This is a genomic window from Larkinella harenae (assembly GCF_054780515.1).
The window spans coordinates 103,565-117,382 of record NZ_BAAGWE010000003.1 but is presented as its reverse complement, the minus strand read 5'-3'; the positions used below and the strand labels follow the sequence as shown (position 1 = coordinate 117,382).

Below are 13,818 nucleotides of genomic sequence, written 5' to 3'. Positions count from 1 at the left end.
GTTTATGGAGTAGTCTTTATACGTTTAAATAGGAAGTTTTCTATTTGATGAACGTATACAGGAACGGTTGTTTGTAACGTATTCTTTGTCGTACTATTTTTGCTAAATAACTATTTAGTTTATAAGTGTTTATGAGTTATTTAAGCGAATGATTTGTGAGATCATGTTGCCAGATGTGATTTTGCAATCTTAACTCTCTGTCATGCAATGAGGACTATTAAAGATCTGACTCCTCAGGAGGTCGAACAGCTTCGATACTTCTCTGGTCGCCGGGGGCAAAGTGCTCTGAAAAGACGATGTCAATGCATTCTTTACAGCTACTATGGTATGAATGTGAATGAATTGATGGACTTGTTTGAAGTAGACCGTCGCAGTATTTACAATTGGATGGATCGCTGGGAAAAAGGGGGAATCAAAGCGCTGTCTGATAAGCCAGGACGGGGAATAAAACCCAAACTCAGTCTGGCCAGTAAAGAGCAGGTAGAACAGGTGCGGCAGGCTTTTCTGCTGTATCCCGACAACCTGTATCAAATGCTGAATCATGTCAACACGTTTCTATCCCAACCGATTAGTCACGATACTTTGCGTCGGTTTGTGAAAAAACTACAGATCACTGGTACGATTCAAAACAGCACCTATAGATAACTCGCTATTTAAAGTCTATTTTTCTCTGTCTACCTGAACCAGCCTGATTCTGTTGTGGGGTCAGGCTGTTGTTTGTTGAAAATAAGCCGGAAGTGGGGGTGGCCGCCGGAATAACAGGCTGGGAATGGGCTAAAAAGTAAACCCGCTAACCAATTGGTAGTTAGCGGGTTACAAGTGTTGTCAGTTGCCGGGGAAGGATTCGAACCCTCACAAACAGAACCAAAATCTGTCGTCCTACCCTTAGACGACCCGGCAATTGCGAGTGCAAAGATAGGGGCTATGTTCATAAAAAAGCAAGTCAGCCCTGAAAAAAAATGGCGGTTTTTCGTTAAAAATAACAAATTGACAAGGTACTTTAAGGTTAGCTTGCTGATTATGAGTTAAATTTAAAAGAATAAAAAACTTGGGTGGAAGAAAAAAAGCGGACTAAAAGTCCGCTCATCGTGCTCAATAATCCGTACCGAAACGGCTGAACGCTCCCTGTCAGATTGCAACGCCCTGCGTTTCGGCAGTCGGAATAATTTTTTTCACCAATCCCTGGAGCACCTTTCCCGGGCCGCATTCAACAAAAACCGTGGCGCCATCGGCTCCCATTGCTTCGACGGACTGGGTCCAGCGAACGGGCGCCGTTAACTGGGCAATAAGGTTGGCCTTGATGGTGTCGACGTCGGTAGCAGGTTTGGCGTTTACATTCTGATAAATGGGGCAGCTGGGCTGGCTGAACGGGGTGGTTTGAATCGCCTGAGCCAGCTCGGCCCGGGCGGGCTCCATCAGGGGAGAGTGGAACGCCCCGCCGACCTGCAACGGAAGCACCCGTTTGGCACCGGCCTCTTTCAGTTTTTCGCCCGCCAGTCGGACACCTTCGAGTGAACCGGAAATCACCACTTGCCCCGGGCAATTGTAGTTGGCCGGAATGACTACTTCCTGGAATTGCGTGGAGGAAGCTACTTCCAGGCAAATTTTTTCAATCGTTTCATCAGGCAGTCCTAGCACGGCGGCCATCGTCGACGGTTTAAGTTCACAGGCTTTCTGCATGGCAGTAGCTCGCTGCGCAACCAGGCGTAACCCGTCTTCAAACGATAACCCACCGGCAGCAACCAGGGCCGAAAATTCACCGAGCGAATGCCCGGCCACCATATCCGGAGCAAAGTCTTCGATGGTTTGGGCCAGAATCACGGAGTGTAAAAAAATGGCCGGCTGGGTAACATTTGTTTGTTTGAGTTCGTCCTCCGTGCCCTCAAACATCACCTTTGTGATGTCGAAACCCAGAATGTGATTTGCCTGTTCGAACAGGTACTTTGCTTTTTCGGATTGCTGATACAGTCCCAGCCCCATGCCGGTGAACTGCGCCCCCTGACCGGGGAAGATATAGGCTTTTTTCATACTCGAATGGTTCATTTTGAACGACGATTTGGCGAAACCGCCGTTTGGATAATTTGGGGGGCAAAACTAACAGTTTCACGGCTTTTATTCTAGGAAACGGTTTCTAAACGCCGGAACGGGAACAAGGAGCTGGAGCATACCAACAGGCGCAACCACCCAAACGGAAGATTCCCTTCGATAATTACTTGAAATAATTCTATTCGACAGGCTTTTCCGGAGGAACAAAAGGACATAGCCCCCTGTTTCTTAATAGGTAGAATCCTTCACCTTTTATTGATTCCAAATAAGCGTAAAAACGAGGGCTTTTTTTGGTTCGAATTGCTTTGTGCAGTAGTTTTGACCTCTACGAATCGGTTAATTTTCAAGCCGGTTTACTAAACAAAATTTTCTGATTACACAATATGTCTTGGGTAACAACAACACTTTCCAGCACCCTTGGCCGCAAGGTCGTCATGTCACTGACGGGGCTGTTTTTGTGCACGTTCCTGATTGTCCATCTGGTTGGGAACCTGCAATTGTTCAAAGGCGATGAAGGACAGTCCTTCAATGAATACAGCTACTTTATGACCCACAATCCGATCATAAAGACGATTTCGTACCTGCTGTATGCTTCCATTATCGCCCATGCTGTAATGGCCCTGGTGCTAACCCGGTATAATCAGGCTTCGCGTCCCGTTAAATATGCTTACGCAAAACCAGAAGCTAACAGTCATTGGACGTCTCGGAATATGGGTATTCTCGGAACGATCATTCTAATTTTCATCGTAATCCACATGCGGACTTTCTGGTACACAATGCACTTTGGCCCCATTACGTTGGCCGGGGAGCAAATCCAGCCCGGATCAATTCCGGAGGTGACGTATGATGGCGAGCCTATCAAAAACCTGTACGCGGTTACAACCTTTGCTTTCTCGTATCTCTGGTATGTTATCCTGTATGTGGTATCAATGGCGGCTTTGTCGTTTCACCTGGTTCACGGTTTTCAGAGCGGTTTTCAATCATTGGGGCTACGGCATAAGAAATACTCTCCGCTGGTAGAATGGATCGGTACGTATGTATTCGGGATTCTTATTCCGGCGCTGTTTGCGGCTATGCCGGTGTACATTTATTTAAAAGTACACCATATTATTTTTTAATCAGAACAGGGTTTATTACGACGAATTGAACCGTATCTGTCTATGATCGACGTACTCGAAGAACAAGAAACCGGAATCAAATTGGAATCTAAAATTCCGGATGGGCCCCTCGCTGAAAAATGGGCCAAACATAAATTTAACATGAAGCTGGTTAACCCAGCTAACAAGCGGAAATACGAAGTTATTGTTGTTGGAACCGGTCTGGCGGGCGCTTCAGCGGCTGCCTCTCTGGCAGAATTAGGGTACAACGTTAAAGCATTCTGTTTTCAGGATAGCCCCCGTCGGGCGCACAGTATTGCAGCGCAGGGTGGAATCAACGCGGCTAAAAATTACCAGAACGACGGTGATAGCGTTTTCCGTCTGTTTTACGATACCATAAAAGGTGGTGATTACCGGGCTCGTGAAGCCAACGTACACCGGCTGGCAGAAGTGAGCGTCAACATCATTGACCAGTGCGTAGCGCAGGGCGTACCGTTTGCGCGGGAATACGGCGGGGCGCTGGCAAACCGTTCGTTCGGGGGCTCGCAGGTATCGCGTACTTTCTACGCGCGCGGACAGACCGGGCAGCAGCTGTTGCTGGGAGCCTACAGCGCGTTGAGCCGCCAGGTTTCCAATGGCAAAGTGAAGTTGTTCACGCGAACCGAAATGCTCGATCTGGTGATCGAAGGCGGAAAAGCACGGGGCATCATTACCCGAAATCTGGTAACCGGAAAAATCGAATCGCATTCAGCACACGCGGTTTTACTGTGTACGGGCGGTTACGGAAACGTTTTTTACCTGTCGACCAACGCGATGGGTTCCAACGTGACGGCGGCCTGGCGGGCGCACAAAAAAGGCGCTTTGTTTGGGAATCCGTGCTTTACGCAGATTCACCCGACCTGTATCCCGGTTAAAGGAAACTACCAGTCGAAACTGACGTTGATGTCGGAATCGCTCCGGAACGATGGCCGGGTCTGGGTACCGAAAACAAAGGAAATGGCCGAGAAAGTCCGTAACGGCGAAATCAAGGCAAAAGATATTAAAGAAGAGGATCGTGACTACTTCCTGGAGCGCCGGTATCCGTCATTTGGAAACCTGGTACCCCGTGATGTGGCTTCGCGGAACGCGAAAATGGTTTGTGACGAAGGACGGGGAGTCGCACCGACGGGTCTGGCGGTTTTCCTGGATTTTGCCGAAGCCATCAAACGCGACGGACGGAAGGTGATCGAAGCGAAATACGGTAACCTGTTCGAGATGTACGAGAAAATCGTGGATGACGATCCGTACGAAACGCCGATGAAAATTTATCCTGCCGTTCACTACACAATGGGCGGTTTGTGGGTCGATTACAACCTGATGACGAACATTCCGGGCCTTTATGCCCTCGGCGAAGCCAACTTTTCTGATCACGGTGCGAACCGACTGGGTGCTTCGGCGCTCATGCAGGGACTCGCCGATGGTTATTTCGTCATTCCGTATACACTTGGCGATTACCTGGCCTCCATTGGTCCAGCGGATAAAATTCCGGTCACCCACCAGGCGTTCAAAGACGCCGAGAAGGAGGTTCAGGGAACGGTTACGAAGCTGCTATCCATTAAAGGCCAAAAAACCGCTGAGGAACTGCACCGGCAGTTGGGCCATATTATGTGGGAATATTGCGGAATGGCCCGGAATGCGGAAGGACTTAAAAAGGCGAAAGGGCTGATTCAGGATCTGAAGAAAGAATTCTGGAGCAACCTGCGGGTAACCGGAACCGACCTGGAACTGAATCCGGCGCTGGAACAGGCTTCGCGGGTGGCCGACTTTATCGAACTCGGTGAGTTGATGGTTGACGATGCACTGAACCGCAACGAATCGTGCGGAGGGCACTTTCGGGAGGAATATTCGACGGAAGATGGGGAAGCCAGACGGGACGACGAAAACTATACGTACGTGGCGGCCTGGGAGTATAAAGGCCCGAACCAGCCGGAAGAACTGCACAAGGAGCCGCTGAAATTTGAAACCGTTAAGCTGACGCAGCGGAGTTATAAATAGGGTTTAACGTTTAAGGTTTAACGGCTAATGGTTTGAACCTTAGGCTCAGACGTCAAAAAAATGAATGTTACACTAAAAGTCTGGAGACAAAAAAATAGCCAAACACCGGGCCAAATGGTGGAATATAAATTGTCGGATATTTCCCCGGATATGTCATTCCTGGAAATGTTCGACGTACTGAACGAAGACCTTTCGCATAAAGGAGAAGAACCCGTCGCGTTTGATCACGACTGTCGGGAAGGAATCTGCGGGATGTGTTCCATGTACATCAACGGTCGTGCGCACGGTCCGCAAACCGGAACGACGACCTGCCAGTTGCACATGCGGAGCTTCAACGATGGGGATACCATTGTTGTAGAGCCTTGGCGAGCGCGGGCGTTTCCGGTGATTAAGGATTTAATCGTGGATCGCGATGCTTTTGACCGGATCATTCAGGCAGGCGGTTACGTTTCAGTCAACACGGGCTCGGCACCGGATGCCAACGAAATCCTGATTCCGCGTGAGGTTGCCGACGAAGCAATGGATGCTGCGCAGTGTATTGCTTGCGGAGCCTGCGTCGCAGCCTGTAAAAATGCCTCAGCAATGTTATTTACGGCTGCTAAGGTTTCTCAACTGGCTGTATTGCCGCAAGGACAGGCTGAACAGAAGCTGCGGGCCGAACGCATGGTTGCTCAAATGGACGCCGAAGGTTTTGGTGCCTGTTCGTTTACGGGCGCGTGTTCTGTAGAATGCCCAAAATCAATTTCGCTGGATCATATCGCCCGTCTGAACCGTGAATATCTGGGAGCAAAAATAACGTCGAACAACGTGTAAAATGCCCCTTAACCGGTGGAAACGCCCGGCCTCAAGCCGGGCGTTTTTTTGTTTCTGTTTTTGGAAAAATGTATAGAAAGGGTGTGACTTTACCCCACTTTTTGCGTCTTCATTAGGCAAATGTTCTTTTTTAAAAGACATAAAAACGTTTCAATCTCTGTTCTGAACTTATTGTAGTATGGGAATCCTCATTTCGATTTTAGTTGGTGCTGTTGCCGGCTGGTTGGCTGATCTGGTTTTCAAGCGATTTTCCTTCTCAATCTGGTTACAGATTTTGCTGGGTATCGCCGGTGGCCTTGTCGGTAGTTGGTTGCTGGGTAATGATTTACAGGTAATCTTAGGAATGCCCGACCTTTTAGCTCGCATTGTCACGGCTTTTCTCGGAGCCCTGGTTATCTTGAGCGTTATAGCTCTTATTAAAAGCCGGCAAAACGCCTAAGAAACTATTGATTCACAGTTAAAGATTTTTGTAATGCCCATGTGACTTTTTCTGATGCCCTGCGTCGGAGTAGTAACTGGAAGCAAATGATATCACAAATGGAAAAAGTAAAACGTAACCGCGCCCAAACCTCCTTACGAATTATTGATGCTCTGGAGGAAGTTCTTGCCGAGAGAGGTATTGAAGGAATCGGTATCAATCGAATTTCAGAAAAGGCAGGTGTTAGTAAAGTGCTTATTTACCGATATTTCGGGGGGTTAGAAGGGCTACTGACGCATTACATTAAGATGGGCCGGTTGTTTCCATTGCTTAGTCCATCAACCCTGGAGCAATTGCGTCCGGTTCACGAAAATGATTTATCCAAGCTTTGGTACAAACAACTCATCCATACGTATCGCTTATTCCGGCAAGTGCCGGCGGGCTACCACATTTTAAAAGCGACTGTTGCTGAAAATGGCCCCGTGGTTGATGAAGCCAGTAAGGCTTATGACGAAGAGGTAACCCGTATCGTCAAGCAGTTGGCATACGTGAAAGGGGTTGACTTCCAGGCAATCTCCGCTATCATGACCGGCGCGATGTCTTATTTAACGTTATTATCGAAAAATAACCGTACCGCCGTGGGTATCGACTTATCAACCGAAGAAGGCTGGCAGCGGATCGAAGAAGCGACCCGAATTATATATACGGCGTTGAATCAGATGGCGGTTCAGTCTCAAGTTGTAACGTTGGAAGTACACCCAACCGGCATTCCCTCTACGTATTGGTGAACCCCCGTAATAGCTAAGCGAATTAGATAGAAAACTAGAGTTCTTCTTCCCAGAAGGAGCGGTCATAATTACGGATAAACAAGAAGAAGGCCACTGCGCTGCCACCACCTGCTAAAGACCATACCGGTAGCCGGTACATGATCAGAAGAAACAAACCGATGGCCGGCCAGAACAGGCGTTGTAAGAATCGGTCGCGGGTAGTGTGTCGGGTCAATAAGGAGGTGTACTGAAGCAAGAGTAGGCTTAACTCGAAGGCCCATATACCGATAATAGCCAGTAACGAGAGATCGTCGGGACGGCTATAAATCAGCAGAATGGCTTCGGGGCTGGTGCATAGAATGACAATCCCCACGTAGTGCCCCCACCGTTTTCTGATGGGTATCGGTAAGTTTCGCAATAGTAGTAGTTGAGTTGCTTCGAACTGATATAACTCAAAAACGAGCCCGGCGTGGAATGTCGCTGCAAGAAGCATTCCCAACGTAAACAACCGGATATCATAATCATCCGTGGGATAGACCGCCAGTAAGCCGATAGTGAGTAAACACGACCCAGTTTTGGCCAACAATAATGTAGCAGGTTGTTCGCGGAAAAGGTAGCGAATAAAAAACAAACCATACGGAGTTGTAAGACGTTGTCGAAGCCAGGCACCCAGATTGCCGGTGAATCGTTCGGGATTAGGATGGCGTAGCGCATAGTCAACGAACGGCAACGGAAGTATCGTCAGAATAATCATCGCCAGTATAATAACGGCATTGGCCACGGTTGTATCTTGCTGATTGCCCACCCAAAGCATAAAGCCAGCGTAAAAAAGAACCGGAGCCAGAAGTTGCAGGTGTAGTAGGTAAAGAAGAAAAACGCGCTTCAGCGTTGGAACAAGGCGGAAAAGCTGCAATAGATCGGTGGTTTGGAAAAGCTGCCAACTAAAGCGGATGGCATAGGCTGCATAAAGGAGCCAGAGGATAAGATAGCCACCCAGGAAAAGAAAATCATGCACCGCATAAGCCGCCAACGCTATGTGTTCATTCGAGCTTAGAAAGCCGAATCCCAGCATCAGCACCACGATAAACAAACCAGCATTTTGTAAATAAAATTGCCTAACGATCAGCTTTTCCGGAACACTCCATAAGCGAGTTATCATCGCGAAACCGACTCGATAAGGGGTTCCAGGGCTTGGTGTTGAACAATCCAGGTCGAGTCGACCGGAAGGTCGCCAGGATCGAGGTCCTGGTGCGTCGACAGCAGAAAGCTAACACCTTGGGTACGGTTTTTCCGAATGCAATCGAGTACGGTTTTCGTAGTTGCGTGGTCGAGCGTAATGAGTGGTTCGTCCAGTAGAATGAGTGCGGGATTGCCCAGAAAAGCCAGAACGAGGGAAGTTTTTTTGAGCATTCCGCTCGAATAAGTACCGATCGGAGTTTTCATAAAGCTCCGGATTGCAAACAAATCAATCAGTTCATCAACCTGCCGGGTCGTTGCTTTTTTCGTAGATGCTACCCAGTTCGTCAATTCCCAGGCCGTCAGGAAGGCCGGGTAGGTCGGTTCGGCTTCTCCATAATTAACCCGAAGACGGTATTCGATGGGATGCTTTCGGAGGTCATACTGATTATTCAGCAGGAGGTTGCCCTCGAATGGTAATAAACCGGCAATGGAACGAAAAAAGGTCGTTTTTCCCGAACCGTTCTGTCCCTTTATCCAATGAATTCCCGACGGAAAATTCACCTCCGGAATAGCCAGTACCAGTCGACTGTGGTAAGTTTTTTGAAAATTCTGGATACGGAGCATCAGTGGGAAGTACTAGCTACTTCTTGCTTGCTAGCTAGTTTTTTAACCACATACTCACCAACTTTCTGGCCCTGAACGGTTCCAATTTCGTTGGCATCCCGGAAGTGGATACCACCGTATAACCGACTGTTGGCAACTTCTAAAGCCGCATCCCGAAACGATTTGAACGAGCGGACTCCGTGCCCATACGGATGTTCAGTAGAGTCAGTAAAGGCAACGTTGTCACCGTATAACATAGTCAGAACTTCAGCAGCCGCGGCCGAAATCACACTATGCCCACTGGTATATTCCGGAAAAGGAGGGGTTTGCAGATAGGGCGTCCATTTAGGGTCAATGAATTTGTTGATAACTGTTTCGGGGCGAACCCGGTTGCTACGGTATTTTTCATCCCAGCAGCTGATAAAACCATCGGCCACCGCAAACGCCGTCAGCGCATAGGCCTGCACGCTTTTGGCGAAGTCTGCTTTTTGCTGGCGGGCGATGGTTGCCGAGATGGCTTGCCAGTGACCACCGGGAGTCATTTTCTTGGATGCGTACGAAACGTGACCCGCTACGTTCATAACAAAGGCATTATCATCCCAGAAAAAGGCAATTTTTCGTTGTTCCTCCGTTTGGTGAATGCCATTTTGGTACACCTCTTCAACCAGTTTGTAAAAAGGACTCCCTTTGGTCATGTTATACGGCGTGGCTTGGGGGGGCATAAACTGCGAGCAGGTATCCATTACCCAGCAGCGGATTTGCATCCATTTGGGCTCAGCGGCTTCCATGTAGGCCGGTGGAGTAGGGACCCAGCTTCCTTCCGCATTGGTAACAGTATGCTTGAAACCGCGTGTTTGCTTATAATGGTCTTTTCCCGCAAACTCCATGATGTGCTTGGCCACGGCTTCGCCATACGCCATCGAACGCTCAATTACTTCGTCAGGAACCCCAATTTTTCGGTACTCGTCGTAGAACTTCTTCTCAAAATTGTCGAACATATCACCCGAAAACGTCAAGTTGCGACCGATGGTCAAAAAGGCACGGGTACTGGCAAGCGGAAAACAGTATTCCTGACCCGGCTCCGGTTTAGGCGGAGCGGTAAAATCTTTGAGTTTTCCAGCCAGCGATTCATAACCGGGCTGACCGGGCAGCATGGCTTCATAACCGGCCAGATTGGCATAACAATAAATCCGGCTGGCCACAGGAGGAGAAAAAATATCGTGAATAATGACGTCGGTTAATTGCTTAACACATTGGTGGTAACGCTCCGGTTCAGCGGCTTTGGCATTGTATTCTTCCGGGGTGGCTTTGGGCTGACACCCCGCGAAAATCCAAAGGAAGCCAAGCAAAAGAATCCCAACTATTGGATTTTTCATGAATGGTTCTGATTATGATGGTACAAGAGGACTACAAATTTACCTCAAAATAAGCATATACAAGCACTGATTTACGCTAATTCGACGGTTTTTGTGCAACACGGCTACCTATCGGTTTGGGTTTCTGGAAGATTTGCAGGGGACTGTTGTTCCGGCCAATGAGCCAGGAAGGGATTCCGTTTACCTGAATTGGTTTGATATCGCGCACTTGTCCTTCGAGTAGAAAACCGCTCTCAAAGGGCGAAAGCGCCAGAAACCGGGATTGGTTGTCCGCTTTTTTGCCTTGGTTTTGCAGCACCAAACCGTAATTGGCATCATAACGCCCCTGATAGGTACTGACGCCGAAAAAATTGCCGCCTGCCAGTACATCCGGAAAACCGTCGTTGTCAATATCAGCGGTTTGCAGAGCGAACAGCTTGGAAACCTGCGCCAGCATGGGCAATGGATGAACCGCAAAGTGTCCATCACCGCGGTTTTCCAGATAAACCGACGCAAATTGGTTGACTTCGTACAGCTCGGCTTCTTCCAGCTCCTCGGGTTCAAAGATTTGTTCGATCGGTTTTCCGGCAAATGAAATGTAATCGGTGAATCGCTTATTGATAATGCCCGGCATTTGCTTGCCCAGCTCATCTTTAAAATTGACCGGATACCAGTCTTTTCCGTTGCGCTGGTAGGCAAGTACCTGATCGATACGTCCGTTTTTGTCGAAATCCTTTACCCACATTTTTAAACGCGGGTCGGGCTGCTTAATGAATTTCGTATTTAAACCCAGGTTCCCGGCAACCAGATCCAAATCCCCATCGTGGTCGAAGTCGGCGGCTGTCAGGCATTGCCAAAAACCGTTCAGAGCCATCTCATCCTCAACAATACTTTTGACGGTCGTCAGTTTCCCATTTTGTTTGGCAAATACCCGAATGGGCATCCAGTCGCCCGCAACTACCAAGTCGAGGTCCTTGTCCTGATCGTAGTCCATCCAAACGGCGTCGGTGATCATACCGGCCTTGCGAAGTTCCGGGGCCAGCCGGTCGGTTTGGTCCGAAAACCGTCCTTTGCCGTCGTTGATGAGCAAATATGAGTTTGGAATTTTTCCGTAGGCAAAAGCCACGACCCGGCCCCCAACAAACAGATCCAGGTCACCATCGTTATCGAAATCCACCGGCCGAACGCAGCTTTTGTTGTCGTACATGGGGGGCAAACCGTTCGAGCGCGTGAAGGTGCCCTTTCCGTCGTTCAGATACAGCCGGTCGAACTGTTCGGGCATTTTTTCGAAAAACTCGTTGCCACCCGATACCACGTACAAATCCAGGTCTTTGTCGCCGTCGGCATCGAAGAAAACCGCATCCACATCCTCATACGTCGAATCGGCCCGGAAAGCCGGTTGCTGTGCAACCGTAAACCGTCCATCAGGCTGTTGAATGTGTAAACTCCCCGCCTGCCATTTGGCACCGGCCGCGTAAAAGTCCTCCAGACCGTCGCCGTTCACATCGCCAACGGCCAGCCTGGGTCCTTCCTGCGATACTTGGAAAGGCATCAGCGATTCACGAACAAAGTCGAAGTAGGTGTTTTCTGTATGCTGGTATCCAATCACGTTCTGCTTCGTCACTTCTTCCAGCAACGGTTTTGGCGCGGGCTTCGTAAACGGGAATGTGCCAACGCCCTCTTGGGCCGCGGTTTGTTTCAACGTCAGCGTTTGGTTGGTTTGCACTGCCGTCCGGATTTCCATCTGCTGATTGGGCCAGATCACAATCAGCGAATCAACGGTAGCGAGTTCTCCCAAACCAAACGTCAGGGCTGGTTCTACGGACGACTGAAAACCGCGTGTGGGCATCAATTGCTGAAGTTGCAAGCCATTTCTGGTTTTCAAAACAACTTTGGCGCCAACACCAAAACCGTTGCCCATTTCGCCTTGCAGTCTGATTTTCAGCCAGTGATGCGTCGGAAAAAGTTCGTTTGCCTGATTTTGATGGATTCCCGCCGGGTCGTTGATGTCATTGGTAACCAGGTCTAAATCACCGTCGTTGTCCAAGTCTGCGTAAACTGCTCCGCTCGAAAACGTCGGTTTTTGAAAGCCCCAGACCAGCGATTTGTCCGCAAATTTCAGGTCTGCTGAGCCCTGAAACAGGTAATTATGCACCTTGCCTTCAGGCATCATAGCGATTGCTTTTTCGTCCAGCACGTTAGACGTTTCGATGGTAGACCGCATCGAGTTGTCGGAGGTGAACTTAACATAATCGAGATCGTTGGGCCGTCGGACAATGCCGTTGGCCACAAACAGATCTTTTATGCCATCATTGTCGTAGTCGGCCAGCAGCGGTGCCCAGCTCCAGTCTGTGGCTGCTACCCCGGCCATCGCGCCAATATCCATGAATTTTTGCCCCGATTGATTGATTTGCAGGCAATTGCGACTGTACTGGTTCATGTAACCAAAGGTGAGCTTATAGATATAAATATCCAATGGTTCTTCGCCAAGCGACATTTTCTCGACGGTTTCGTCTTCGGGATACATATCCAGCGTAACCACGTCCTGAAAACCGTCGTTATTTACATCCGCAATGTCGTTGCCCATCGAAAACCGGCTCACGTGCGCAAACGCTTTCCGGACACTTTCTGTAAAACCGCCTTTGCCGTTGTTGATGTAATAGTAATCATCCTCGTGAAAATCGTTGGAAACGTAGATGTCTTCCCAGCCGTCGTTGTTCAGATCGGCCACCGAAATACCTAGCCCGTAGCCCATTGCCGCACCGTAAATACCGGCCTGTTCGCTGACGTTGGCAAAAAGAGGGGAAGATGTATTACCTTCTTTTTTGCGCTCCATCAGCATGTTTCGGTATAGGTAATCACCGGATTCATTCTGGCGCAGATTTCGGGTCGTAACGCGGTCGTAACTAAGGGATGTGTGTACGGCGTGATTGAGCAGATACATGTCCAGATCCCCATCGTGATCGTAGTCAAAAAAGGCGGCCTGGGTCGAAAAACCGGTAAAATTTAAGCCGTATTCGGCGGCCTTTTCGGAAAATGTGCCGTCCTGGTTGTTGATGTATAACTCGTTAGAGCCTTGCTGACCTTTGAAATTTCCGACGGCGCAAACGTAAATGTCCAGCCATCCGTCACCATTGACGTCCGCCATCGTCACGCCCGTTTGCCAGTCGGCGACCCCTTCAACGCCCGCTTTTTGGGTGATGTCTTCGAATTTGAAGCCGCCTTTGTTCAGGTACAGTTTATTATTGCCCTGATTCGAGACAAAATACAAGTCGGTCAGGCCGTCGTTGTTAATGTCACCGGCAGCCACCCCCGCACCGTTGTAGAAATACAGGTAATCGATGATGTTGAAATGCGCCGTGTTCTGGACACGGTTGACAAAGCCGACGCCGGTTTGGGTAGAATCCAGCGAATGAAAAAGCGGTTTCTCGGATGGTGAGGATGAGCGGCAGCCCCAAACCGCCAGCGTTCCAACTGTGAGAAAAAGACTAATGTATTTGATCATA

The 13,818-nt window shown here is 49.1% G+C and carries 11 protein-coding genes and 1 tRNA gene; 6 read left to right on the top strand and 6 right to left on the bottom strand.

Translation table 11 applies throughout. The features are described from left to right. The first annotated feature begins 207 nt into the window (after positions 1-207). A complete protein-coding gene (locus ACYVH9_RS17475; protein ID WP_460637678.1) occupies positions 208-645 on the top strand; it encodes a helix-turn-helix domain-containing protein in 438 nt (145 codons plus the stop codon). Positions 646-829: 184 nt separating this feature from the next. Here the strand turns inward: ACYVH9_RS17475 and ACYVH9_RS17470 are convergent. Both ACYVH9_RS17470 and fabD read right to left on the bottom strand, forming a co-directional pair. After that, a tRNA-Gln gene (locus ACYVH9_RS17470) sits at positions 830-900 on the bottom strand. A 228-nt stretch (positions 901-1,128) separates the two neighbouring features. Beyond that, positions 1,129-2,028: an ACP S-malonyltransferase gene (fabD, locus tag ACYVH9_RS17465; protein ID WP_460637677.1), complete on the bottom strand. Its 900-nt coding sequence runs from the start codon at positions 2,026-2,028 to the stop codon at positions 1,129-1,131. Positions 2,029-2,429: 401 nt separating this feature from the next. On the opposite strand from fabD, the gene ACYVH9_RS17460 reads away from it, so the two are divergent. The 5 genes from ACYVH9_RS17460 (at position 2,430) to ACYVH9_RS17440 (ending at position 7,196) form a co-directional block, all read left to right on the top strand. After that, a complete protein-coding gene (locus ACYVH9_RS17460) occupies positions 2,430-3,164 on the top strand; it encodes a succinate dehydrogenase cytochrome b subunit (RefSeq protein WP_460637676.1) in 735 nt (244 codons plus the stop codon). Between the two features lie 75 nt (positions 3,165-3,239). Beyond that, entirely contained in the window at positions 3,240-5,177 is a 1,938-nt protein-coding gene (locus ACYVH9_RS17455; protein WP_460638160.1) for a fumarate reductase/succinate dehydrogenase flavoprotein subunit, read from the top strand. Positions 5,178-5,237: 60 nt separating this feature from the next. Then, on the top strand, positions 5,238-5,990 hold the full coding sequence (locus ACYVH9_RS17450) for a succinate dehydrogenase/fumarate reductase iron-sulfur subunit (protein ID WP_460637675.1): 753 nt from the start codon (positions 5,238-5,240) through the stop codon (positions 5,988-5,990). A 178-nt stretch (positions 5,991-6,168) separates the two neighbouring features. After that, positions 6,169-6,429, top strand: coding sequence for a GlsB/YeaQ/YmgE family stress response membrane protein (locus tag ACYVH9_RS17445; RefSeq protein ID WP_460637674.1), 261 nt, complete (start codon positions 6,169-6,171; stop codon positions 6,427-6,429). Between the two features lie 98 nt (positions 6,430-6,527). After that, positions 6,528-7,196: a TetR/AcrR family transcriptional regulator gene (locus ACYVH9_RS17440; RefSeq protein ID WP_460637673.1), complete on the top strand. Its 669-nt coding sequence runs from the start codon at positions 6,528-6,530 to the stop codon at positions 7,194-7,196. Between the two features lie 34 nt (positions 7,197-7,230). Here ACYVH9_RS17440 and ACYVH9_RS17435 read toward each other — a convergent pair whose 3' ends face one another. The 4 genes from ACYVH9_RS17435 to ACYVH9_RS17420 form a co-directional block, all read right to left on the bottom strand. Then, complete coding sequence (locus ACYVH9_RS17435) at positions 7,231-8,265, bottom strand: hypothetical protein (RefSeq protein ID WP_460637672.1); 1,035 nt, start codon at positions 8,263-8,265, stop codon at positions 7,231-7,233. Positions 8,266-8,330: 65 nt separating this feature from the next. After that, positions 8,331-8,978 carry an ABC transporter ATP-binding protein gene (locus ACYVH9_RS17430; protein WP_460637671.1) on the bottom strand — a complete coding sequence of 216 codons (648 nt, stop codon included), beginning with the start codon at positions 8,976-8,978 and terminating at the stop codon, positions 8,331-8,333. Then, positions 8,978-10,333, bottom strand: a complete 1,356-nt coding sequence (locus tag ACYVH9_RS17425) for a vanadium-dependent haloperoxidase (RefSeq protein WP_460637670.1) — start codon at positions 10,331-10,333, stop codon at positions 8,978-8,980. Before ACYVH9_RS17425 ends, ACYVH9_RS17430 begins: the two co-directional genes overlap by 1 nt. Positions 10,334-10,409: 76 nt before the next feature. Then, positions 10,410-13,817, bottom strand: a complete 3,408-nt coding sequence (locus tag ACYVH9_RS17420) for a VCBS repeat-containing protein (protein ID WP_460637669.1) — start codon at positions 13,815-13,817, stop codon at positions 10,410-10,412. Between the last annotated feature and the right edge of the window lies 1 nt (position 13,818).